We start from the raw sequence: 22,368 nt of genomic DNA on the forward strand, positions 1-22,368 counted from the left end.
TACGACTCGCCTGATCATCCGTGGGGTTTAGCCGTCGATCCCTTTATTGCCAGTTGGACAGGCAGAGTATAGCGATAGGCGGCCTTGGCCTGGTTCTGGATCAAGTCAAACAGTATCTCCACGCTCTTCTTCCCCATCATCCTGCGGTCAACGTGGACAGTCGTTAATTCCGGCCGCGGCAAAGCCGCGTAGTCGGGCGCGGTTATGTCATCAAAACCGACGATGGAAATGTCCTGTGGGATCTTTAATCCTTGCGCCGTTATCGCCTGATAAGCCCGGTAGGCCAGCGAATCACTGGCGCAAAATATAGCCGTGGGCGGGTCGCTTAGCGCTAACAATTGCTTGGTCGCATTTATTGCCGTCTCCGGTTTGCCAAAGTCCGCCTGAATGAGATATTCCTTACGCTCTTCAATCCCCGCTTTATTCAGGGCGAAACGATATCCTTCGACCCGTTCAGCCGTGATCGGATCATACATCGGCTCACCGGTGATCAGCGCGATCTTCTTATGGCCAAGATCGATCAGATGGTTAATGGCCTGGAAGGCGCCAGAGCGGCCGTCAGTTACGATCGTATGCAGCTCTCCTTCCGACATCGGATGGCCGACCAGCAGTATCGGAATCCCTTTTTGCTGCGAAATATAGGTCAGGTCAAGCGAACTCTTGCCGATGAACAAAACACCATCGACCAAGTTCTTGGTGATCATCCTGGGGAAATATTCCGGGTCCTTACCGGTCGATTCCACCAGTATATTGATCCCTCGGGCTTTCAATTCCTCCAGGATCCCGAAGATGACCCAGTTATAGAATTCCCCAAACAGGAAATTGTAGTAGTCATCCGTCACAATCCCGATGTAGCCGCGTTTGCCGTGCTTCTTAACCCGGCTATATTCCAGCTCTCGAGCGATCCGGAGCACATTCCGGCGGGTATTGATCGCCACCCGGTCAGGGTTGTTCATGGCAAACGAAACGGTAGAAAGCGAAACTCCCGCTCTTTTTGCCACATCTTTGATACTTACGATCTTTCTTCTCTTAGGCATATGTCACCATCAATATTATTATCGAATAAATATATCATAAATTTCAATGTTTTACATATATTTTTACTATATTTTACATTATAAATAACTATTTTGTATGCACTTTTTGCCTTATTTACAACATTTATTATAGATTGCTTTAATCATATTTTTCTATCTGACAAAATTTATTTTACTAGTATCAGATAAATATTAGGAGGATACATATTATGAAAATATCACCATTAAAAATATTTCGTCATCCGGGAAGTCTCCGTTCCGGCGTTAATAATCTACACACTCCGCCGATCACTCTGGATATGGATTTAACGACCCTCTGCAGCAATCGTTGCCCGGAATGCACTTACCGGGACCAGAGGCTTTTGCCGGCGCGGTTTCTGCCAAAGGAACTGGCAAAAAAAGCGATCGAACAGGCCGCGGATTTTGGGATCAAAGCTATAACTTTTACCGGAGGCGGTGAGCCCGTTTTACATCCAGATTTTGCTGAGATCGCGGCCTTCAGCCAACAACAGGGGTTGAAAGCGGGATTGATAACCAGTGGCCACGATTATAGCCAACAAATTGCTGAAAGGACCCTGCCCTATTTCTCCTGGGTAAGATTTTCACTTGATGCGGGAAGTCCCGATGTATATGCGGCAACCCATGGGCTTAACGCCAATCATTTTCAGCGAACCGTCGATAATATCCGGGAAGCATCGGCGATCAGAGAAAAAAACAAACTGCCGGTAATTCTTGGCGCAAGTTACCTCGTCTTTCAACCCAACCAAACTGACTTCAAAACGGCTATCGGTCTGGCCTTAGGGGAAATGGGATTGGATCGGTTACAATTTAAGCCCATGCGGACCGCCAATTGTCACATGCCTGGCGGCACTTGCTTTAACTTTGGGAAATTAGAATCAGCGAATAATTTATTAGCGGACATTAAGCGGGATTCTCCCTACGCTGATCGGATCATTCTTTCAAGATTTTCCATGCAGACTAAAAGGGTTTATCGCCGCTGTTTGGGACAACAATGGACGACCGCCCTCGGGTCCGATGGCAAACTTTATGTTTGCTGTGAATATAAATATGATCGGCGCTATTTTTTGGGCGATCTCTCGGCCCAGACACTGCAAGATATTTGGCGCTCCGATTGGAGAAAAAAGGTCGTCGAATCGCTTGATCCGAATAAATCATGCTTTCTTGGCTGCAAGCTCCATGAAATGAATAATATTCTGGCGGATGCCTTGAATTCCCCCGGCCGGCTTGAACAATTGATCGAAAAGCATTCCGGCCCAAGCAATGACGAAGTGGATTTCATTTAAGGGATAAAATAAAAAGTTGAAAACAACCAATCATGATTTTGAAGGCACCTTAAAAGCCGGCTATCATAAGCTGGTTGATGGCTATCGGCTCCATGTTCGCCCTCAAATAAAGCCAACATTTTTTGGTGAGCATAATTTAAAGGAATTTGTCCAGCATTTTTCCGCGCGAGAGCTAAAAATATTGTCTTCAATGGACATCTCTATAAATGGGACTAAACTGCCTGCATTAGCGCAAGCATCTCTAGGGGTAGTTAGCCTCCCCATCGTTGAAGCCTTCCAGCGAGTCGAAATATTTGAGCATACGATGGGAGTTTTAAGCACCTTTCAAGTCTTGGCTGAAGCCGAAAAAGAGCCGGCCTCATTGAGGTCATATTTGATGGCCCATGGCAACCCCGAGATTGTTGATCGTAACGGTATTATTGATTCCGCCCCCGATTTTGTACGGCTTAATCGATCTCTAGCCGAATTAAAACAAGGCAGGGATTTTTATCGGGTTTTATTGAGCTCCCTGTGGCTGCACGATATCGGTAAATTAATCGGCCAGGAAGACCACCCCCAATTAAGCAAAACGTTCATTGAGAATAATACTGATGTTCGCCGAGCTCTGGCCAAAATATTCGGCGAAGAAGAAATTAATTCGATCGCCATTCTGGCCGGGCTGCACTCCACCCTGCCGGACTCAATTCTTTGCCGGGAACGGAATCTCTTTGGCGCTTACTTCTCTTTGCTGACCAGCTCACGCGACAAGGGACAGCGGGACAAATTCATCAAGGCACTTTTATTGATCGCTATTGCCGATATCGGAAGTTATAATCGCCTGACAAATCGAAAAATTCGCGAACTGGTAGAAACCGTTGGGAATCTTTTTAAGTTGGCCGGGAAAACAACTCGCCTAGCAAGCCCAGAGGACTTAAAAACGGAAGAAATGAATGAATTGCATTGGGGGGGAAGCATGTTTAATAGCTTTACCGCCATGGAAGAAACACCGCAAGAAGAAAAGGAGATTGCCGCGGCTCACCACGAACTGGAGAGACTCGTTCCATCAGTAGCCGACCGAGCTGATTTCTTCAGGCGCCTTGGGCGAATTAAGCTTATTGGATTAATTTTTAATTTAAAACGAGAACTGCCTGACCCAAAATTAAGGGCTCGATTGGTCTTTTGGGTTGTAACTATTATGGGAAAATATAAGGACCGGGTTGATTGGATTGAATTATGTTATTCAAGATTCGATAAAATCCGTAAGCCGAAAGAAATCGCTGCTCTTATCTCTCTTTTGGAACACCAACCAATTGATGGAATTGAATCACGGCTCAACATTGAGATCAATCACGAAAGAAAAGGCCTTTTTGTCAAATTCCCGGTTTGAAGCACTATTTTGCCGGACAAAAGCTCGCGGGTAATTTGAACGAATAATAAAATCTTGTTATAATATAAGCATGTTTTACGACCCTACTTTCATTTTACTTATCCCCGCTGTCCTGTTAGCGATCTACGCCCAGTGGAAGGTTTCCAGCACCTTTAAAAAATACGCCAAGGTCGGCTGCAGCCGGGGGTACACCGGCGCCCAGGTCGCTCGCTATATCCTGGACGATTACCGCTTGCAAAGCATCGCCGTGGAACCGGTCCGGGGAGAGCTGACCGACCATTATGACCCGCGTTCCCGGAAGCTCCGCCTGTCGGAATCGGTCTACGGGAGCAATTCGGTCGCGGCGATCGGCGTGGCCGCCCACGAGGCCGGCCATGCCATCCAAGATGCCAAAGCTTATGTTCCCCTCAAATTGAGGAACGGCCTCGTCCCGGTCACTAATCTCGGGACAACGCTCGCCTTTCCTCTTTTCTTCATAGGGATGTTCGCCAGCCTGCCGCAGTTGATGGATTTTGGCATCATCCTCTTTGCCCTGGCCGTTATCTTTTCGGTCATCACCCTGCCGGTCGAGTTCAACGCCAGCTCCCGGGCGATCCGGGTTCTGGCTGACGGCCATTTCCTGACCGAGCGGGAATTGCCCCAGGCCAAGGCGGTCCTGAACGCCGCCGCCCTGACCTACGTCGCTTCGACCGCCATGGCGGTGCTTAACCTGGTCCGACTCCTCGTCCTCCGCAACCAGAGAGACTAGGCTCTCTGAAATTTCCCTATTTTATATACGATAAATAGGCGGAATGCCTAACATCAATTTGCCTAAATTGGCTCGGACCTTGGTCCGCGGCGCGCTGGCTCGACACACATTTAGGCTTGCATGAAAGCCTCGAGCGGATTGAAGGGGAAAAGGTTTTGTCGATCATCGGTCAGTTACTCCGCTCCCGCGACCCGGGTCGACCGCTGACCTTCAACTTTGAGACCCCGGCGGAAACGGTACACCTTGACGCGATCGCCCTTGTCCTATTTATCAAGGATATCCTCGGCTTTTAATTGGCCGGCATCGGAACCACTACGCCTTGCCCCGAGCTTGTCGAGGAGCTATAATGCTGTTGCTGGAAGTAAGGGAATTCTTAGAGGTTTAAATATGATCGGCAAACTCACGGAAACGGAAGAAAAGGCGGTTAGGGCTTTTAATGATGAATTGCGGGCTTTTTCCGGCAAGAATATCAAACAAATTCTCTTGTTCGGCTCAAAGGCCCGCGGTGATTTTAATAAGGAGTCGGATTTGGATCTTTTTATTCTGACTGGACAGGTTGATCACGCCTTGAAACGCCAGACCGCTAAAATCGTAAACAAATTATTGCTCAAATACGAGGTTCTGATCTCGCCTCGATTAATTCCCGAAGTCCGGTATGCTTACCAGAAACGACTGGAAACCGGTTTTATCAAAAATGTTGAACGGGACGGCATAAACATTGAATAAAGAAATATTAAAAGAAAAGATCCAGCTTGAACTGGAAAGAGGGGATGAATCTCTCAAAAGCGCCGAATTGAATTTAAAAGCGGGCCTTTTCGATGAGTCCGTTTCCAGCGCGTATTATGCCATGTTTCATTCAGTTAAGGCCGTTTTATTAACCGTTAGTCAGGAGCCGTCCACGCATCAGGGGGTCGTTACGCTTTTTGGGCTGCATTTTATTAAGCCCGGGTTGATCGAAGCTGAATATAATGATTTATTCATTGAAGCCAAAGATGACAGAGAAGATAGTGATTATGACGTAACCAAGAAATTCGTCGGGGCCGAAGCCGAAGAAAGGATTTTTTCCGCAAAAAAGCTTATTTCGAGAATAAATGAATACTTGTCAAAAAACGACTTCCTTTAACTCCTGCCTTTTTATTTTACATGACTAAAAAAACCATTCTGATCTTCGGTCCCACCGCCGTCGGCAAAACCAAACTGGCAATTGAGCTCGCAGAGCAACTCAACGGCGAGATAATTTCGGCCGACTCGATGCAGGTCTATCGCGGCATGGACATCGGTACGGCTAAGCCGACCGTCGAAGAACGCCAGGGTATTCCGCATCATCTGATCGATATTAAGAACCCCGATGAAGAGTGGACCGTCGCCGACTTCGTCGGCGAAACTCAAACTTCAAACCTCAAACTTCAAAAGAAAGGTAAAGTCCCAATAATTGTCGGGGGGACCGGCCTTTATCTCTGGTCACTGTTGGAAGGCTTCGCTTTCCCGATCACGCCTGAAGACAAAGAAGTTCGGGCCAGGTTGGAACTACTATCTGCTTCAGCTCTTCACTCTCGACTTTCTAATATCGATCCCTCTGCCGCCGCCAAAATCCATGCTAACGACAAAAAGAGACTTATCCGGGCATTGGAGGTTTATGAAGTGACGGGGAAGCCGATCTCGGAACTGCAACAAAAACGTGTAGCGGAGGTCTTTAGACCTCCATTAAATGGCGACCTAAAGGTCGCCTCTACAAATGAGGGACCGCGACGTTCAGTCGCAGGTTCCTATCTGTTAATCGGCTTAGACCTACCTAGAGAAACCCTCTACTCCCGCATCAACCAACGGGTTGAGAATATGATCGCCCAGGGATTGATCGATGAAGTAAAAGGCTTATTGGCCAAGGGCTACTCTAAAGAACTTCGCTCCTTCCAGGCGCTCGGTTACAAAGAGGTCGTCCAATATCTTGCTGGCCTTTGGACAAAAGAAAAAATGATCGAGGAGCTGAAGAAGCGGACCAGGAATTTCGCCCGGCGTCAGCTGACCTGGTTCCGGCGCTTCTCGGACGTCCACTGGTTCTCCCCTGACGAAAAAGATGGTATAATGAAGCTATGCCAAGAACGAGACAAAAAGAAATAAAACGACGCCAAAAACGGAAAAAGGAAATCCGCCGCAAGAAAGGCTTGCTGCGCAAACCCTCGGCCCAAACGGCTTAGCTGGCGCCTGCTTTGCGCCGCAGTTGCGCCACCGCTTCGACATGGTCGGTTTGCGGGAACATGTCGATCGGCTGGACCGCTTCTAAACTGTACCCCTCTTTAACCAGTAGTCTAAGGTCGCGCGCCAGCGTTTGCGGATTGCAGGAAACATAGATGATCGTCTTGGGCTCCGCCCGCGCTACCCGGGCCAGGGCGATCGGCGAACAACCGGCCCGCGGCGGATCGAGAATAATCACGTCGGCCCGCCTGGGGCACTGATGCTCGATCTCCCCGGCGGTCATTTTGACGTTGGTCAGCTTGTTCATTTCGATATTCCGGTTAGCGTCCTTGACCGCCAGCTCGTTCTCTTCGATCCCCACCACTTCAGCTGCTTTGTCGGCCAGCCAAAAAGCGATCGTGCCGATCCCGGCATAGGCGTCAACGACCTTCTCCTTGCCGGTCAGCTCGGCCAGCCGCTTGACCAGGTTATAAAGCCGTTCGGCCTGCTTGGGGTTCACCTGGAAAAAAGAGTTGAGGCCGATCTTGAACTTGAAGCGGCCCAGCTTCTCCATCAGGAAAGAGAGGCCAAGGAGGTTAGTGTTCTCTACCCCGAGGATCGTATTCCCCCGGGTGAGATTGACGTTCTGGACGATCCCGACGATCTTCGGTTTCTGGGGGCGGTCGAGTTCCGCGTAGTCGGTGTGGCGGCCAACCAGCCGGTGCATCAGCCGTTCATGCTTCTTGATCTCGTCGGCGACCGTAAACCCGGCCGGCAAACCCCGGCCGTTGACGACGATCCCCAGGAGCATCTCGCCGGTCTGGTAGCCGCTCCGGCCGATAAAATGGCGCAGTAACCCCAGGCCGCTCTTTTCGTCATAGGCGGTCAGCCCCCGCTCTTCCATGATCTTGCGGGCGATCCCGGCGATCTCCGTCAGGTACGGGTCCTGGATATAACATTCCTTGATGTTGACGACCTCATGGGTCCGCGCTTTGAAATAACCCATTTGCAGGCGGTTGTTCTGCGCCCTGATCGGGAACTGGATCTTGTTCCGGTAAAACCAGGGATCCTCCATACCGAGGGTCGGCTTAACCTCTACCCCGGTCAAGCCTTCTCCGGCCAGGCTCTCTTTGACCATTTTGGTCTTAAGGCTTAGCTGTTCGTCATAGGGGAGGTGCTGCAACTGGCACCCGCCGCACGTCCCGTAATACGGGCATCTGGCTAAATTGCGGCTCATATTCATATATGATAGCATAGTCTCATGTCTGAAAGGGACTTAGGCCAACGCTGCGAATTCCATAGCCATTCCATCTTTTCCGACGGAACCCTCCTCCCCGCCGCCCTCGTCCGGGAAGCGGAGGTCCGGGGCCATGCCGCCCTGGCCATAACCGACCATGTTGATCCCTCGAACCTGGAAGAGGTCCTGGCTGGTCTGACCAAGTTCGCCCGGGAAATGCGCGGCAAATTGCCGATCAAATTTATCCCCGGGGCCGAGATCAGCTATATCCAACCGCCATATATCAAAGAGTATTGCCTGAAAGCGCGCCAGCGCGGGGCCAAACTGATCATCGTCCATGGTGAATCGCCGGTCGAGTCTGTCTACCCCGGGACCAACCATGCCGCGGTCAAGGAGGCGGGGCTGGTCGACATCCTGGCCCATCCGGGCGATCTCGTCGAAGAGGATGCTATCCTGGCCGCAAAAAATGAGGTCTTCCTGGAACTGACCGCCCGGCGCGGCCACCGCGACGGCAACCACCATGTGGCAGAAATGGCCCGCCGTTACGGCGCCCGCTTGATCGTCGATACCGACTGCCACGACGAAACCGACCTGATCACCCAGGAACAGGCTTTTATCATCTGCAAGGAAGCCGGCTTATCGGACGAGGAAGCGCTGGTGGTGATCCGCGATAACCCGCGGATCCTGCTTAAGAGAAGCGAACGTCAATAGAGCGGGCGTGGCCGTCGAGCCCCTCGATCTCGGCAAGTAACTTGATATCTTTCCAGACATTTTTCAGCGCCGGCTTGGTGTAGCCGATAATGCTCTGGTGCTTGACGAAGTCGTAAACCCCGAGCGGCGAGGCGAAACGGGCCGTTCCCCCGGTCGGCAAAACATGGTTCGGCCCGGCGATGTAATCGCCGACCGCGACCGGCGAGTAAGGGCCGAGAAAAACGGCCCCCGCGTTCCGGATCTTTTCCAGGAGCCGCTGCGGCGAACCAACTTCGAGTTCCAAATGTTCCGGGGCGATCCGGTTGGCAATCTCGACCGCCTGGTTGAGGCTCTCAACCTCGAGGATGACCAGCTCGGCCGCGGCGACGATCGCCTGGCGGGAAAGTTTGCCCGCTTGTTTTCCGATTTCCTTCTCGACCTTCTCCGCCAATTTAACTGAATTGGTCGCCAGGATCGCGGAAGAGCTCGGATCGTGCTCGACCTGGGCCAGCATATCGGCCGCGATGAACTCCGCTTCCGCGTCGCTATCGGCAATGATCAGGACATCGGACGGACCGGCCAGGCTCTCGATCCCGACCTGGCCGAAGACCTGTTTCTTGGCTAAAGTAACATAGATGTTCCCCGGCCCGACGATCTTATCGACCTTGGGGATCGTCTCCGTGCCGTAAGCCAGGGCGGCGATCGCTTGCGCCCCACCGGCCCGGTAGATCTCGTTGATGCCGACTTCAGCCGCGGCGACCAAAACGTACGGACTGACCGGCGGCGGTGAGACCAAAGCGATCTCTTTGACCCCTGCCACCATGGCCGGGATGGCATTCATCAGCACAGTGGAGGGATATTTCGCCCGACCGCCTGGAACATAGACCCCGACCCTCTCCAGCGGGATCAGGCGCTGGCCAAGCAGAACATCAAGGGGCAAGGTCTCGAACCATTCGTCGCTCTTCTGCTTACGGTGGTAGGCGGTGATGTTCTGGACAGCTTTGGTCAGGGAATCGAGGAAACCCGGCTTGATCTGCTGGTAGGCCGCTTCTATTTCCTGGGGGGTCACTTTCAACTGGGCGGCGGTTAGTTTCTCTTTATCAAATTTCTCGGTATAGGCAAGAAGAGCCTGGTCCCCATCCTGCCGGATGGCGGCAATGATCCCGGCCACGACCCCCTCTTCCCGCGGGGCAGCCAGCAGGGTTTTGGCGGCAATAAGCCTCTCGACCTCGGCCGCGACCTTCGCCGGACTGACCCGTTTTAGCATAGGAGTGAACCTTTTTTCACGACCGAATGGTCGGCCAGAACAACGCCCGGACCGATGACCGCATCGTCCTCGATCAGACAATGATAACCGATAATGCAGCCGTTAAGCGCCGCGTGGTTGCCGATCCGGCTCCCGGCCCAGACGATCGCCCCGGTCAGTGAAGCTTCTGCGCCAACGCTCACCCCGTCCCCCAGGACAGTGTAATCGTTGATCCGGCTGTTCGCTCCGATCTGCACCTTCTCGCCGATGATCGCCGGACCGCCCAGCTTCGCGCTCGGATCGATCTTGGTCTTTTCGGCGATCCAGACCCGGTTATCAACCCGGTCGCCAAAGAGCTTGACCGCCACTTCTCCTCGTAAGATCGCCTCGTGCGCCTGACGGTACTGCACCGGTTTACCGATGTCGATCCAATAGCAGTCGGAGATAAAGCCGCACACTAACTCCCCTTTCTCGATGAGTGCCGGGAAAAGCTGGCGTTCGAAGGAGTGCTCGACACCGGCCGGGACGTGGCGGAAGACCTTCGGGTCAAGCACATAAATACCGGCATTGATCGTGTCGGTCCGGCCGACAGATTTTAAATTGGCCAGGTGCTCCCAGCTCGGTTTTTCAATGAAATGGGTCACCACCCCCTGATTGTTGGTAATGATGACGCCGTACGCGGTCGGGTCTTCGACCCGGGTCAGGGTCAGCGTGGCCCGGGCCCCGCTCTTTTTATGCGCGTCGATCACCTGCGTCAGGTTAATGTCCGTCAGGACATCCCCGTTAAAGACCAGGAGCGGTTCGTCGTCAAAGAATTCCTCGGCGTTCTTGACGGCGCCGGCCGTGCCGAGCGGTCGCTCCTCGATCGAATAATAGATCTTCACCCCGTATTTGCGGCCGTCCCCCAAGATCGCCTTGATCTTGTCCATGAGATAGTGGAGGTTAAGGACGATCTCCGTGATCCCATGCTGGCGGAGGAGGTCGATCTGATGGAGGACAAAAGGGCGATTGGCGACCGGGACGATCGGCTTGGCGGTATTATTGGTCAGCGGGCGGAGCCGCGTCCCGAGCCCGCCGGCAATAATGACCGCCTTCACCTTGTCAGTTCCTTCTTCAACCGGCCGATCACTTCGACCGGGGTCGGGTCGATCTCTTGCAGTAAGGCTAGATAGACGCTGACATGGTCGAGCAGGCAGATCAGCGAGAGGGCCCGCGCCAGGGGAGATTTCCCCTGCGGGTGCAACTCGCTAAAGCCGCCAAGCTGGCGGCTCAAGAGCGACTTGGTGATCTCGATCCGCTTCTTGATCCGCTCACTGTCGGACTCGTCGCGCAGGACGATCCCGGCGAAATTATGGTTGTCCCGTTTCAACTGGGCCAGGCTGACCAGTTCGTTGTGGTCTAGCTCGGGAAAAACGTTGGCCAGGGCGGTCTGCTTGCTGTTCTCGTTGAACTGGCATTTGGCCCGCAGGGCGATCGCCCCGGTCGTCCCGGCTGAACCGAAGATCAGCGGCAGTTTGCCGAGCAGTTTCTTGGCCAGCTGTTTCGCCAGGTTGGCGCGCGCCGGCCGGTTAGGGCTGTATTCGTCGCGGACTTTACGCAGCACCGCGACCGCCTCGCTTATGTCCCCTGACAGGTCCGGCGCCAGGCCGGCTTTGGCCAGGCCGGTCAGCAGCGGCACCAACATAAAGGGGAGCGCCGCCCGGGGCTGGAAACCGGCCGGGAGGAGAAAAACGGGATATTTTTTACTATCGGCCAATTCTTTTAATTTTCCGCCGGCCGTGACAGCCATGACCTGGACCTGGCGGCGGTCCGCTTCCTTGACCGCGCTCAAGGTCTCCTCCGTGTCGCCGGAATAGGACATGGCAAACAGGAGCGTCTCCGGCCCGGCATATTCCGGCAACGAGTAGCTCCGATTGACGACGAGCGGGACCTTCATCTGGCGCAGCAACAGATCGGCCGCGATATCTCCGGCGATCGCCGATCCCCCCATCCCAGAGACGATGACCTGGCTCGCCCGGAGGCCGGACGGAACGGTCACCCGCGCCGAAAACTCGGCCGCCTGCTGCAGCATCTCCGGCCACCGGCCGACGACCGCCAGCATTCCCTGGGGATCGATCGCGCCCAGCGTGGCCGCGCTGTCCAGCTGTTCCGGTTTAGCCATTGGGACCCCCGGCAATTTTCTCCCGGAGCACCTTCTCCGCCGCCTGGATCTGGCTGTCCTTCTCTTCATCCGGCAGGTCGGAGTCCAGCGCCTCATCAGCTTCTTTCGTCGGTATTGTCACGACCACCTCAGCTGAAATACCGCGTTTGTTGATATCCTCACCGTTGGGGGTCAGATATTTGGCAATGGTCACCAGGAGAGCCGAGCCGTCATTAAGCTGGCGGACATTCTGCACGGACGCCTTGCCAAAGCTGTGGTTGCCGACGAGGGTGGCGATCTTGTTGTCGCGCAGGGCGCCGGCCAGGATCTCCGAAGCGGAGGCGGACCCTTCGTTGATCAGCAGAACGACCGGTTTGGTCCAGAGGACCCGGCCGGTCGATTCGAGCTGTTCGCGCCGGCCTTCGCGGTCGACGGTCTGGACGATCATCCCCGGCGTGGGGATGAACATACTGCCGATGTCGATCGCGTTTTGCAGCAGCCCGCCGCCGTTGCCGCGGACATCGATGATCAGGCCGTCGGTGTCGCGCAGATCGCGCAGCCCTTTCTCGAACTCGCGCGCCGCCGCCACGTTCTCAAAGGTGTTAAGCTTGATGTAACCGATGTTGCCGCTCAGTTTTTTGGCTACGGCGCTCTTGATCACTATCTTGGCCCGGGGAATGTCAAAATCCTTCGGTTCTTTCCAGGTCCGGCGGTAGATATTAAGTTTGACCTTGCTCCCCTGCGGGCCGCGGATCAGGCTGACCGCTTCCTCCAGCGCCATCTCCTTGGTCTCCTTGCCGTCGATCTTGAGGATGGCGTCGCCCGCCCTCAACCCGGCCTTTTTGGCCGGCGTGTCCTCGATCGGCGAAATAGCGGTCAGGACCTTATCCTTGATGCCGATATAGATGCCGATACCGGAATAAGAGCCGCTCATCCGGAGCCGCATCTCCTTGTATGACTTTGGTTCCATAAAGCGGGTGTAGGGATCATCAAGCGCGTCCAGCATCCCGCGGATCGAACCATAGACCAGCTTCTGGTCGTCCAGGTCCTTATGGACATAATCGTTCTTGACGATATCCAGCGCTTGCAAATAGGTTTCCAGTTTGCGGTCGAGCTCCCCCTGGGCGATCACCCGGCCGATGGAAAAAGCGGTCAGCGCCACCAGCAACAGGATCCAGAACCGGGACCGTTTGAACAGCGACATATTTTCCTCCTTTAAGGTAAGTACGGCATCGGGTTGACCGGTTTGCCGTTTTTGCGCACTTCAAAGTGGAGGTGCGGGCCGGTCGAATAACCGGTGCTCCCCTCCAGTCCGATAGTTTGTCCCTTAGCCACCGTCGCCCCGACCGACGGATAAAGACGCGACATGTGGCCATAAACGGTGGCCAGCCCCCGGCCGTGGTCGATGACGATCGCCTTGCCGTAACCATCCCACCAGCCGGAAAAAATGACCTCACCGGCGTCGGCCGCGTGGATCGGCGTCCCGTAGGTAGTGGCAATATCCACCCCAGTGTGGCGTGAACCGCGCCGCCGGTAAACACCGTAGCGCGAAGTGATCCGCCCCTGGAGCGGCCAGATAAAGACGCCGCTGCCGTGGGCGACCAGGCCGGCGCGCGAACGCTCGGCCATTTTCTTCTGGATCAATAGCTCGAGCTCCTGCGAGCTTCGCTCCAGCTCGGCGATCTTCTGTTCCGACTCGGCCCGCCGCGACTTGAGCTCCTCAAAGGCTTTCTTCTTTTCCGCCAGCTGATCGGCGATCTTCTCTTTGCTCTCGGCAATAACCGCGGCCAGCACCTTGATCTCCCGGGTCCGCTGGTTCAGGTCCTGGCGGGCCGACTTGGTCTGTAGCAAATCTTGCCTGACGCCCCTTATTAGATTTGCGTCGCGCGTCACGATCTTTTCAAAATAATAGAGCCGGTTCAGGAGATCGGACATCGAGGTCGCGCCAAGGAGCAGGTCAAGGTAGCTGATCCGGCCGTTCTTGTACGCTTCGCGCACCCGCCGCTCCAGAAGGCTCGATTTCCTTTCCAGCTCGCCCTCGCTCTGCTTGAGCTCGACCGTCAGTTCGCCGATCTTCACTTCGTTCTCCTGCACTTTGGTCTTGGCCCGGTTGAGCTTCCGGTTGGTCAGCCGCAACTCCTGCGTCACAACCACCATCTTCCCCAGGACTTCCTGCTGTTGTTGCTTGGTCAGCTTCAGTTTTTCCTGGCTCGCCTTCAGTTCATGCTGGATCTTCTCCAGCTTGGCCTGCTCGACGCTCATTTCAGCCGAGGCGGCACCAAACAGCAGGCACACCCCGAGCAGGCAACTGATAAACCTCATTAATTTAAGATAATAACACATACGCGGAGCCCCCTCAAGGTTATCCGAAGAAGGCCTGGCGGCGCCGTTGCCGGTGGAAGGTCACCGCAAAACGGTGCGCTTCGTCCCGGGCCCGCTGCAGCAGCCGCAGCGCGGCCGAACTCTTGGGTAACCGTAGCGACCGGCTCTTCCCGGGAAAGAAGATCTCCTCTTCCCGTTTGGCCAGACCGATCAGCGGCAGGTCGGAACAGCCGGTCTCGAGCAAGGCTTTGCGGCCAAAAGCGACCTGGGCCGGGCCGCCGTCGACCATGACCAAGTCGGGTCTAGCCATCTTTTTCGCCAGGGAACCGCCATAGCGCCGCTTGACCACTTCATAGATCGCTTGGACATCGTTCGGCCGGCCGACGACGCTTCGCACCTTGAAGCGCCGGTAATCGCTCTTCAGCGGCACTCCGCCGAGGAAGGCGACCATGGAACCGACAATATTGGTCCCCTGAATATTGGAGATGTCGAAACATTCCAAGCGCAACGGCGGCCGGGACAAATGTAATACTTGTTGTAATTCGGTCACGTCGCCCAGCGCCTGGGGGAGCGGCGACCGGGAGAGGTTGGCTTTCCCGGCCATCATCTTCCGCAACAATTGACTGCTGTCGCGGAAATATTTCGCCCGCTCAAAATCCTGGGCGGCCGCCGCTTTTTTCATCTCGCTGGCCAACTGACCCAGGGCCGCCTCGGTCTGACCAGCCAAGAGGAGCTTGATCCCCTCGACCAGCGAGCGGTAATCCCGGCGCGAGATCCGGCCGACACAGGGGCCGGCGCAAGCGCCGATGTGGTAATAGAGGCACGGCTGTTCTCTTGGTTTCAGCGGCGTCTCCCGGCACCAGCGGACCGGGAAAAGTTTCTTGACCAGGCGGATGACCGCCCGGACCATCCCCCCCTGGAAACGGCCGAAATACAGCGCCCCGTCGTCTTCTTGGCGCCGCGCCAGCAGGAGCCGCGGCCAAGTTTCGTTAACGGTCAGCTTCAGAAAAGGATAACTTTTGTCGTCCCGCAACGCCACGTTGTAGCGCGGCCGGTATTTCTTGATCAGCTCATCTTCCAGGATAAGCGCGTCCAGCTCCGAGGCGGTGGTCAGATAATCAATATCGCGCAGTTTGCTCAGGAGAATGCTGACCTTGAGCTCGGGGTTGGGTTTAAAATAAGAGGCGACGCGCCGGCGGAGCGCCTTGGCCTTGCCGACGTAGATGACGGTGCCGCTTTTGTCCTTGAAGAGGTAGACGCCCGGCTTCTGCGGCAGCGCCTTCAGCTTCTCCGGCAGGGAGCTCATCGCTTATCTGGCGACGACTTTGACCTTGAGCTTGGCGTGAATGTCCTGGAAGAGCTTGGCGGCGACGCTGTACTCGCCGATCATCCTGATCGGCTCCAGCACCTCGATCTTGCGCTTGTCCAAGTCTACCCCGGCCGCCCGCTTGACCGCGGCGGCGATATCGGCCGTCGTGACCGAACCGAAGAGCTTGCCTCCCTCGCCCACGTCAACGCTAATGGTCAAGTCGGCGGCGGAGAGCTTATCGGCGAGGCCTTGCATCTCGGAGCGCCGCTGGCCGATCTCGGCCTTTTTCTTTTCTTGGCGCCTGGCGGCCGCGGCAACGACCGCCTCGGTGGCGGCAATGGCCAACTTGCGCGGCAGGAGATAGTTGCGGGCAAAGCCGACGGCGACTTCTTCGACCCGGTCGTCCTCTAAAAATAATACTTTCATCTTAATCCACCACGTACGGCACGAGGCCGATCTGGCGCGAGCGCTTGATCGCCGCGGCGACCATCCGCTGGTGCAGGGCGCAGCAACCGCTCATCCGGCGCGGCGCGATCTTGCCACGGTCGGTCATAAAGCGTTTAACGAACGGCACATCCTTGTAATCAATCCCGACTTTTTCGATGCAGAAGAAGCACGGCTTCCGCTTGCGCTTCTTGAACATCCCCTCTTTTTTCGGTTTCCTTGCTTCTCTGGTCATTTAGCCACCTCGCTTAAAATGGGATCTCGTCTTCGACGACTTCGTCAGTCTTCTGTCCTTTGTCTTCAGTCTTCTGTCCGCCTTCAACTGACGACTGTTGACTGTTAATTGTCGACGGTTGACTTCGTTGCCCAAGCATCTGCATCCCGTCAGCCACGACTTCCGACATGGTCCGCGGCTGGCCATCTTTGCCGGTAAAGGTCCTGATCTGCAGGCGTCCCTCGATCGCCACCGGCCGCCCCTTTTTCAAATATTCGCCGCAAATCTCGGCCAAACGCCGCCAGGCAACGATGTTGATAAAATCAACGTCCTGCTCGCCTTCGGCCGCCCCCCCTTTTTTAAATCGGTTGACGGCGATAGCGAAACGGGCGACCGGGATGCCGCTGGTCGTGTAGCGGAGTTCCGGGTCGCGCGTCAAATTGCCGATTAGAAATACTTTGTTATACATGGTTTAGAACGGCAGGTCGCCCTCCAGGCCGGAATCGTCGACGACTTCGTCAACGGCCACTTTTGCTTCTTCCTTGACCCGTGACCCTGTACCCTTCTCCAATTCAGTCATGCTCTTGGCCACCACTTCCGTCACCCAGCGCCGTTGGCCGGATTGGTCTTCGAAAGAGCGGTTCTGGATCCGTCCCTCGACCAGGGCCAGATGCCCTTTTTTCAAATGTTGGCCGCAGACCTCGGCCAGCCCGCGCCAGGCCACGATGTCGATAAAATCGGCGCCATTTTCCCCGTGACTCGTCGCCGGCCGCTCGACCGACAGACGGAATTTGGCGACCGGCAGGCCGTCGTTCGTAGAGCGGAGCTCGGGGTCGGCGGTCAGCCGCCCGATCAGGATGATCCTATTTAGATTCGCCAAGCGGTTCTCCCTTAATCTCGCCGACGGCCACGGCCTCGATCGGCGTCCCGGAGATATCCTTTCTCTCGGCCCGTTCCGGTCTCACCGCGTCCGGCTCTACCGCCTGGGAAATAAGGTAACGGATAATGTTCTCGTTCACCTTGAGGTAGCCGATCAGTTGGTTAGGGAGCGCCGGCGGGGACTGAAAGCGGACCAGGACGTAATAGCCCTGGGTCAGCCGTTTGGCTTTCATCAATATCGACTGCAGGCGCCGGGTCCCCCATTTTTCCGTCTTGTCGATCTGGCCCCCCAGCTCCTTGATCTTCTCTTCGACTTTGCCAACCACCAGCCCGATTTTTTCCTCGCCGTGGGCGGGATCCATTATGATTATTAGTTCGTACGGGTTCACGGACAAAACCTCCTTTTAGGGTCAACAGGCAAGTGTATATTGTAGCACAAAAGTGGTCAGCTCACAAGTCAGGGGGTAAAGCGGACTAAGATCAGGTCGCCATCCTTGACCTGGTATTCTTTTCCCTCGGTCCGGAGCCAACCGCGCTCGCGGGCGGCGGCGTATGAGCCGGCCCGGACCAGTTCAGCCGCGCCGATGACCTCGGCGGCAATAAAGCCCTTTTCCATGGCCGAATGGACCTGGCCGACCGCCCGGGGGGCGCGGGTCCCCTGCTTGACCGTCCAAGCACGGCATTCTTTGGCGTTAGCAGTGAAAAAAGTTATTAGATCGAGCAGTCGGTAGCCCGCCCGGATCAGGCGGGGGAGGGCAAAGTCTTCCAGACCGACGCTTTTCAGGTATTCCTCGGCTTCGGCCGGGGGGAGTTCATTGATCTCCCCCTCCAGTTTGGCACAGATCGCCACTACCCCGGCATTTTCCTCTGCCGCCAGAGCTTTGACCCCATCAACTTCCGTCCGGTTGCCGGTCTCATCAACATTGGCGACATAAAGGACCGGCTTGAAGGTCAGCAGGGGGAGATCGGCCAGCAGGGCCAGGTCTTCATGGCTCAAAGCAGGTAAGACCTTACGGGCCGGGCGGCCGGAGTCAAGCTCTCCCTTGATCTTTTCCAGGAGATGGAGGTATTTGAGGACGTTCTTGTCGCCAATTTTAAGAGCGCTCTTAACCGGTGCTAATTTACTCTCCAGCGTGGCCAGGTCGGCCAGGATAAGCTCGGCATTGATCAGCTCGATATCGCGCCGCGGGTCGACCGTCCCCTCGACATGGGTAATATTGGGGTCAGGAAAACAACGGACCACATGGGCAATGGCGTTGACCTCCCGGATGTGCGCTAAAAATTGGTTGCCGAGTCCCTCCCCACGATGCGCCCCTTTGACCAGCCCGGCAATATCATAAAACCCGATGACAGTCGGAACGGTTTTAGCCGAGCCAACGACCGCGGCGATCTGGGCGACCCGCTCGTCCGGCACGGCGACGACGCCGACATTCGGCTTAATAGTTGTGAACGGATAGTTGGAGACGTCTACTTTGGCCTGGGCCAGAAGATTAAAAAGGGTCGATTTACCGACGTTAGGCAAACCGACGATACCGAGCGTGAACCCCATTAGTCAACGATAGTCAGGCGGAACTTGCCGAGGAGGCGTCCGTCATCGCGGGAGATCAAACTGCCGACGTAGATGGCGTTACCGGCGAGAGTTCCCATATCGGTCCGGCCATCCCAGGTAACTTTATTGACCCCGGCTGAACCACCTTCGCCGCCGGCCATCAAGGTGAACTTCTTCGCTCTCACCCCGCCGACACCGATGACATAGATATCGATATTAGCGTCAGCCGACAACCCGTATTGGATGGTCACTAGCTTCTGCTTGCTGATGCTGAACGGGCTCGGATAGGTCAGTGGCGGCCCGACCAGGCGGAGCGGCCCGCCCATCACTTCAACGGTCGCTGTTTCGGTCGCGATCGCGGCGGCGGCAAGGGTTCCGCCGGAGCGCGCGCTGACCACAAAATTATGCGGCCCTTCGGCCAAGGCCTCCGGCACGGACAGCTTGAGGCTCAGGGCGTTGAATTTGTCCTCTGCCGAGCTTGTCCCGGCGGCGTAGGTCTTGGAGGCGACGCTTGACGCGTCGACTTTTAATGATTTGACGTTGCTCGTTCCCGGATCGACCGTCACCGCGTAAGCGTCAATATTTTTTGCCAGCATATAGGGAGCATCAATATTGATCTCTACCCTGACATCCGGTTTGCTGGAGACGACAAATGGCTGGCCCTTGGCGACCAGCGCTGGTTGATAGAGGCGGTTGCCAAACCAGATCTTGACGCGTGGCGCCGGCTCTTGCGCCCCCGCGACCGGCGGAATAATACCTCCGCCCAGAGAGAGCGCCATCCCTTTGACCTCGTCCCACCCGGTACCGGAGATCTTAACATAACCATCGGCACCGTAACCTTTGGCATCTTGCTCGGTCGAGACCCGATAGGTATCACCGACGACCAGGGAACCGGGGAAGATGGCAAAGGCGTTGATCAGGAAGCTATTGGCCGCGCCGAAACAACTGCTCTCGGCATATTTACCCTCGCCCAGCTCGGTCATATCGCGGAACAAGAAGATCCGCCGGTTGTTGACGGTCGATTCCGGGGTATCGGCGACCGTCCCGACCACCCAGTAAGGGGGCATCAGGGGTTTCAGCTCCGTCTGCGCGAAGGCCATGCCTGACGGCAGGCAAGCGCAAGAAGCTAAAACCAACCCTATGCAAACCAGCGCTAACTTTTTCATTTTTTCAGTTTGATCGTTACGTCCTTATCAACCGATAGATAGTAACCTTTGCCGGCTTTGAGCGTCAAAGCCGCCGGATCACCGGACGGGGTCACATAGAGCTTATTCCCGCCACTGTCATAGGTGGCCCCAAAAAGCTGTTGGCTTTCATCCCAATAAGCCGCGGCGGTAACCTTAGCAGTTTCCGTGGCATTGACAGCCTTGATCAAATCGCCCAGGGTGGCTACCCCGGTCAGGATCGAGGTCCCGTCTTCCTTCTGGACTTCCAGCGGCCCGTCGAAAGGCATGCCGATAGAATTGACTCCCATGCCGTCGGTTTTTTTCTTGAGCGTGATCGTCAATGATGTGACCCCGCCGCCGACACCACCGGCCCCTAATGTGTAGCCGAGAGTGGCGCATGGCGGGCTATTGCCAAAGGGGCCGTTATAAACCACCTCAAAATAATAAGTTCCGCCCGGAGTTAAGGTTGTCGAGGGGAGGATGAGACTGGCGCCATGTTGGTTTGGGTCCAGCGTCAATTTATTTGGGTCCTGCCCCCACGACCAATCCATCGAAGAAACTTCCCTGATACCGTCATCAACCGCATGCGGCGAGGAAGAAACTATCAGGTTTGAAACTGTGGTTAGCGGGGTATGACCACTATCATAAGGATGGGCGGTCGTTTCAGAAATATTGTTGATATATGGCGTCTGGGGGGCGGCCGCTTTATGATCAAGATTGATCAGCTTATCGTCCACGTCGTTCGTGTCTTTGGCCGTGCCGAGCTGGTACGGGCCGTTGAACCCGTAATATTTACCCAGGGCCGGGGGATTATCGCTCCAGCCTTTCAGGTAAAAGGAACTCCCGTCTTGAATAGACGTGCTGGTCTGCCAGATGCCTGATGCATCGGTTATACCAAAAGCCCGTAGAGTGCCGGAATAATAAGTCCCGCTTCCGGTCGAAGCCACGGCCCCTTCAATGGCTTGGATCAAAGCGTTGCTGACCGCGCTACCGCCTTTTTTAACAATAGGATTACGGATTGTCGCGATAGCCAGCACCGGTCCGCTGAAAACCAGCCAGGCCAGCAAAACAGCCATTCCCCCTTTTAACAAGCGAATTTTCTTCATTGTCATCCTCTCCTTTATTTGTTACGGATTGAACGTCACGTCGTTTGAAGTTGCGTTGTAATACCAGAGCCCGCCGCCGATCTCCATCTTCAGGGCTCCCATCGTCCCTTTGCCGTCCAGATCGACCAGCGACCAATCTTTATTCACGCCGTCGTAAACCGCGTGTTGATAGTACTGTGATTTATTGTCAAACTTAAAGACTTCCGCCCCTTTGGCTGCTCCCAGCCCCTTGTCCTTGAGCAAGCCGGACCAGCATTGCGGTAATGCGAAGTCATTGTAGAACGCTCCCTTATAAAAAGTTGTGCTGTATCCTTTATCATTCGCCGGCACATTGCCGACTACGGTGATCGGGATATCGTTGGCCAGCGGATTATAGATCCAGTAAGCCAAGCCCCTATTAATTAGGATTGGGATATCCCATTTTGTCGAATAAGCAGCGTGATCGTATTTCTGCGCTAGATTGTTGAAACCGAAGACCTCAATTCTGGCCTTTTCGATCTGGGTCGTGAATGTTTTGGCCAGATCGTCGTTTGTGGCGGTGAACGGCGTAGAAATAAAGTTATACTTGGCGCCGCCGGTCCCGGCCCCATAGACCGTCTTATCCATCTTACCGACCGCCGGCGCGTCAGCGAACGGCGTAGGCGGCACAGTCTTGGCGACCGCTTTATAATATTCTTCCGGCGCTCCCGCCCCGACCTGGTTCTCGTGAGTAAATCCGTTGGTCCCCGCCGTAACTTTGCCGCCGTTGTAAGTGCCGCCGGGGACGACAACCATGCCCATGTCGTTGACCAGGACCGTCCAAACATTGTTGGCATTGTCCTTTTCATACTTACCTGTCCCGTCACCGGTCATAGCATAGATCGTCGGGCTCTTGATCTTTATCGGGTCCCAACTAATATCCAGGGATGATCCCGGCAGATCCGCCTTCCGGGAGATATACAGCCCGGTGTCAACTTCGGTTGTGATCCCCTGGCCAGCCGCCAGCGTTAAAAACTTGGCGGTGAGGTTCTTATAACCGCTGTCGACGTCGGCTTGAACTACGGGCAAGTCCGTCTGGTTAACGCCGTATGATGTGTTGTTAACCGTCTTAGCAACCACCCCAATATAATATGTTTTTGCCGTGATCGGGTTCATCTGCAGGTCTTCGATGGCGTTAACGGAAAATACGCCGCCGGTCTGGGTCGTCCCCTTCCCGTAAGCCTGAAGATAATTATTTGCTTGCGAATAAACATAGACATCAAATCCCGCCAGATCGGTGGCGGTCAAACCGGTCGCGCCGGGATCCAGGGTCCCGTTGATCCAGAACGCCGCCGGATAAGGCGCCGGCTGCTGGTCAGCCCGAACCCCCGCGCCAGCCATGACGCCGATCGCCAGGATCAATAACAATAATTTAACGAGTTTATTCAATTCTTTTTCCCTCTAACCTATGCCTGAACATT

General features: G+C 55.3%; 25 protein-coding genes. 8 read left to right on the forward strand and 17 right to left on the reverse strand.

The annotated features are described in order from the left end of the window. Positions 1-14: 14 nt before the first annotated feature. Complete coding sequence (locus WC903_00330; protein ID MFA5892402.1) at positions 15-1,037, reverse strand: LacI family DNA-binding transcriptional regulator; 1,023 nt, start codon at positions 1,035-1,037, stop codon at positions 15-17. 209 nt (positions 1,038-1,246) lie between these two features. Here WC903_00330 and WC903_00335 point away from each other — a divergent pair, with 209 nt between their 5' ends. The 7 genes from WC903_00335 to miaA all read left to right on the forward strand — a co-directional run bounded on the left by WC903_00335 (position 1,247) and on the right by miaA (position 6,573). Beyond that, on the forward strand, positions 1,247-2,341 hold the full coding sequence (locus WC903_00335; protein MFA5892403.1) for a radical SAM protein: 1,095 nt from the start codon (positions 1,247-1,249) through the stop codon (positions 2,339-2,341). 16 nt (positions 2,342-2,357) lie between these two features. Continuing rightward, positions 2,358-3,707: a hypothetical protein gene (locus WC903_00340; GenBank protein ID MFA5892404.1), complete on the forward strand. Its 1,350-nt coding sequence runs from the start codon at positions 2,358-2,360 to the stop codon at positions 3,705-3,707. A 70-nt stretch (positions 3,708-3,777) separates the two neighbouring features. Continuing rightward, positions 3,778-4,455: a zinc metallopeptidase gene (locus WC903_00345; GenBank protein ID MFA5892405.1), complete on the forward strand. Its 678-nt coding sequence runs from the start codon at positions 3,778-3,780 to the stop codon at positions 4,453-4,455. A 116-nt stretch (positions 4,456-4,571) separates the two neighbouring features. Beyond that, positions 4,572-4,748: a hypothetical protein gene (locus WC903_00350; GenBank protein MFA5892406.1), complete on the forward strand. Its 177-nt coding sequence runs from the start codon at positions 4,572-4,574 to the stop codon at positions 4,746-4,748. Between the two features lie 94 nt (positions 4,749-4,842). Next, entirely contained in the window at positions 4,843-5,181 is a 339-nt protein-coding gene (locus WC903_00355; protein ID MFA5892407.1) for a nucleotidyltransferase domain-containing protein, read from the forward strand. Further along, entirely contained in the window at positions 5,174-5,578 is a 405-nt protein-coding gene (locus WC903_00360; protein ID MFA5892408.1) for a HEPN domain-containing protein, read from the forward strand. Before WC903_00355 ends, WC903_00360 begins: the two co-directional genes overlap by 8 nt. A gap of 20 nt (positions 5,579-5,598) precedes the next feature. After that, the gene (gene miaA, locus WC903_00365; GenBank protein MFA5892409.1) at positions 5,599-6,573 is read left to right on the forward strand and encodes a tRNA (adenosine(37)-N6)-dimethylallyltransferase MiaA; all 975 of its coding nucleotides are present in this window, start codon (positions 5,599-5,601) and stop codon (positions 6,571-6,573) included. Between the two features lie 73 nt (positions 6,574-6,646). On the opposite strand, the gene rlmD is transcribed toward miaA, so the two are convergent. Next, positions 6,647-7,864, reverse strand: coding sequence for a 23S rRNA (uracil(1939)-C(5))-methyltransferase RlmD (gene rlmD, locus WC903_00370; protein ID MFA5892410.1), 1,218 nt, complete (start codon positions 7,862-7,864; stop codon positions 6,647-6,649). A gap of 24 nt (positions 7,865-7,888) precedes the next feature. Between rlmD and WC903_00375 the strand changes: the two genes are divergently transcribed. Then, positions 7,889-8,575 carry a histidinol phosphate phosphatase domain-containing protein gene (locus WC903_00375; protein MFA5892411.1) on the forward strand — a complete coding sequence of 229 codons (687 nt, stop codon included), beginning with the start codon at positions 7,889-7,891 and terminating at the stop codon, positions 8,573-8,575. Here WC903_00375 and hisD read toward each other — a convergent pair. From hisD to WC903_00450, 15 genes are all read right to left on the reverse strand, one after another. After that, positions 8,553-9,821: a histidinol dehydrogenase gene (gene hisD, locus WC903_00380; protein ID MFA5892412.1), complete on the reverse strand. Its 1,269-nt coding sequence runs from the start codon at positions 9,819-9,821 to the stop codon at positions 8,553-8,555. The genes WC903_00375 and hisD overlap by 23 nt on opposite strands. Further along, positions 9,815-10,897: an NDP-sugar synthase gene (locus WC903_00385; GenBank protein ID MFA5892413.1), complete on the reverse strand. Its 1,083-nt coding sequence runs from the start codon at positions 10,895-10,897 to the stop codon at positions 9,815-9,817. Before WC903_00385 ends, hisD begins: the two co-directional genes overlap by 7 nt. Further along, positions 10,894-11,961, reverse strand: a complete 1,068-nt coding sequence (locus WC903_00390) for a bifunctional phosphoglucose/phosphomannose isomerase (GenBank protein ID MFA5892414.1) — start codon at positions 11,959-11,961, stop codon at positions 10,894-10,896. The genes WC903_00385 and WC903_00390 overlap by 4 nt, the downstream gene beginning before the upstream one ends. Continuing rightward, positions 11,954-13,144 (reverse strand): S41 family peptidase, encoded by a 1,191-nt coding sequence (locus tag WC903_00395; protein ID MFA5892415.1) that lies wholly within the window; start codon positions 13,142-13,144, stop codon positions 11,954-11,956. Before WC903_00395 ends, WC903_00390 begins: the two co-directional genes overlap by 8 nt. A gap of 11 nt (positions 13,145-13,155) precedes the next feature. Then, entirely contained in the window at positions 13,156-14,262 is a 1,107-nt protein-coding gene (locus WC903_00400; protein ID MFA5892416.1) for a peptidoglycan DD-metalloendopeptidase family protein, read from the reverse strand. A gap of 40 nt (positions 14,263-14,302) precedes the next feature. Beyond that, positions 14,303-15,568, reverse strand: coding sequence for an excinuclease ABC subunit UvrC (locus tag WC903_00405; GenBank protein MFA5892417.1), 1,266 nt, complete (start codon positions 15,566-15,568; stop codon positions 14,303-14,305). A 3-nt stretch (positions 15,569-15,571) separates the two neighbouring features. Further along, entirely contained in the window at positions 15,572-15,997 is a 426-nt protein-coding gene (gene rplI / locus WC903_00410) for a 50S ribosomal protein L9 (protein MFA5892418.1), read from the reverse strand. Between the two features lies 1 nt (position 15,998). Then, on the reverse strand, positions 15,999-16,250 hold the full coding sequence (rpsR, locus tag WC903_00415; protein MFA5892419.1) for a 30S ribosomal protein S18: 252 nt from the start codon (positions 16,248-16,250) through the stop codon (positions 15,999-16,001). Positions 16,251-16,263: 13 nt separating this feature from the next. Further along, entirely contained in the window at positions 16,264-16,698 is a 435-nt protein-coding gene (gene ssb, locus WC903_00420) for a single-stranded DNA-binding protein (GenBank protein MFA5892420.1), read from the reverse strand. A gap of 3 nt (positions 16,699-16,701) precedes the next feature. After that, positions 16,702-17,109 (reverse strand): single-stranded DNA-binding protein, encoded by a 408-nt coding sequence (ssb, locus tag WC903_00425; GenBank protein MFA5892421.1) that lies wholly within the window; start codon positions 17,107-17,109, stop codon positions 16,702-16,704. After that, positions 17,093-17,497 carry a 30S ribosomal protein S6 gene (gene rpsF / locus WC903_00430; GenBank protein ID MFA5892422.1) on the reverse strand — a complete coding sequence of 135 codons (405 nt, stop codon included), beginning with the start codon at positions 17,495-17,497 and terminating at the stop codon, positions 17,093-17,095. The genes ssb (WC903_00425) and rpsF overlap by 17 nt, the downstream gene beginning before the upstream one ends. 68 nt (positions 17,498-17,565) lie before the next feature. Continuing rightward, positions 17,566-18,657, reverse strand: a complete 1,092-nt coding sequence (gene ychF / locus WC903_00435) for a redox-regulated ATPase YchF (protein ID MFA5892423.1) — start codon at positions 18,655-18,657, stop codon at positions 17,566-17,568. Next, positions 18,657-19,823: a hypothetical protein gene (locus WC903_00440; GenBank protein ID MFA5892424.1), complete on the reverse strand. Its 1,167-nt coding sequence runs from the start codon at positions 19,821-19,823 to the stop codon at positions 18,657-18,659. Before WC903_00440 ends, ychF begins: the two co-directional genes overlap by 1 nt. Continuing rightward, entirely contained in the window at positions 19,820-20,929 is a 1,110-nt protein-coding gene (locus tag WC903_00445; GenBank protein ID MFA5892425.1) for a hypothetical protein, read from the reverse strand. The genes WC903_00440 and WC903_00445 overlap by 4 nt, the downstream gene beginning before the upstream one ends. Positions 20,930-20,950: 21 nt before the next feature. After that, positions 20,951-22,336 (reverse strand): hypothetical protein, encoded by a 1,386-nt coding sequence (locus tag WC903_00450; protein ID MFA5892426.1) that lies wholly within the window; start codon positions 22,334-22,336, stop codon positions 20,951-20,953. Positions 22,337-22,368: the final 32 nt, after the last annotated feature.

The sequence above is a fragment of the Candidatus Margulisiibacteriota bacterium genome (assembly GCA_041658645.1).
Taxonomy (GTDB): Bacteria; Margulisbacteria; WOR-1; order O2-12-FULL-45-9; family XYB2-FULL-48-7; genus JBAZZV01.

Excerpts from the sequence above, each read along its gene's own strand:
- WC903_00330 (MFA5892402.1), bottom strand. The coding sequence starts at position 1,037 with ATGCCTAAGAGAAGAAAGATCGTAAGTATCAAAGATGTGGCAAAAAGA.
- WC903_00335 (MFA5892403.1), top strand. The coding sequence starts at position 1,247 with ATGAAAATATCACCATTAAAAATATTTCGTCATCCGGGAAGTCTCCGT.
- WC903_00345 (MFA5892405.1), top strand. The coding sequence starts at position 3,778 with ATGTTTTACGACCCTACTTTCATTTTACTTATCCCCGCTGTCCTGTTA.
- WC903_00355 (MFA5892407.1), top strand. The coding sequence starts at position 4,843 with ATGATCGGCAAACTCACGGAAACGGAAGAAAAGGCGGTTAGGGCTTTT.
- miaA (MFA5892409.1), top strand. The coding sequence starts at position 5,599 with ATGACTAAAAAAACCATTCTGATCTTCGGTCCCACCGCCGTCGGCAAA.
- rlmD (MFA5892410.1), bottom strand. The coding sequence starts at position 7,864 with ATGAGCCGCAATTTAGCCAGATGCCCGTATTACGGGACGTGCGGCGGG.
- WC903_00375 (MFA5892411.1), top strand. The coding sequence starts at position 7,889 with ATGTCTGAAAGGGACTTAGGCCAACGCTGCGAATTCCATAGCCATTCC.
- hisD (MFA5892412.1), bottom strand. The coding sequence starts at position 9,821 with ATGCTAAAACGGGTCAGTCCGGCGAAGGTCGCGGCCGAGGTCGAGAGG.
- WC903_00390 (MFA5892414.1), bottom strand. The coding sequence starts at position 11,961 with ATGGCTAAACCGGAACAGCTGGACAGCGCGGCCACGCTGGGCGCGATC.
- WC903_00395 (MFA5892415.1), bottom strand. The coding sequence starts at position 13,144 with ATGTCGCTGTTCAAACGGTCCCGGTTCTGGATCCTGTTGCTGGTGGCG.
- WC903_00400 (MFA5892416.1), bottom strand. The coding sequence starts at position 14,262 with ATGAGGTTTATCAGTTGCCTGCTCGGGGTGTGCCTGCTGTTTGGTGCC.
- WC903_00405 (MFA5892417.1), bottom strand. The coding sequence starts at position 15,568 with ATGAGCTCCCTGCCGGAGAAGCTGAAGGCGCTGCCGCAGAAGCCGGGC.
- rplI (MFA5892418.1), bottom strand. The coding sequence starts at position 15,997 with ATGAAAGTATTATTTTTAGAGGACGACCGGGTCGAAGAAGTCGCCGTC.
- rpsR (MFA5892419.1), bottom strand. The coding sequence starts at position 16,250 with ATGACCAGAGAAGCAAGGAAACCGAAAAAAGAGGGGATGTTCAAGAAG.
- ssb (MFA5892420.1), bottom strand. The coding sequence starts at position 16,698 with ATGTATAACAAAGTATTTCTAATCGGCAATTTGACGCGCGACCCGGAA.
- ychF (MFA5892423.1), bottom strand. The coding sequence starts at position 18,657 with ATGGGGTTCACGCTCGGTATCGTCGGTTTGCCTAACGTCGGTAAATCG.
- WC903_00440 (MFA5892424.1), bottom strand. The coding sequence starts at position 19,823 with ATGAAAAAGTTAGCGCTGGTTTGCATAGGGTTGGTTTTAGCTTCTTGC.
- WC903_00445 (MFA5892425.1), bottom strand. The coding sequence starts at position 20,929 with ATGAAGAAAATTCGCTTGTTAAAAGGGGGAATGGCTGTTTTGCTGGCC.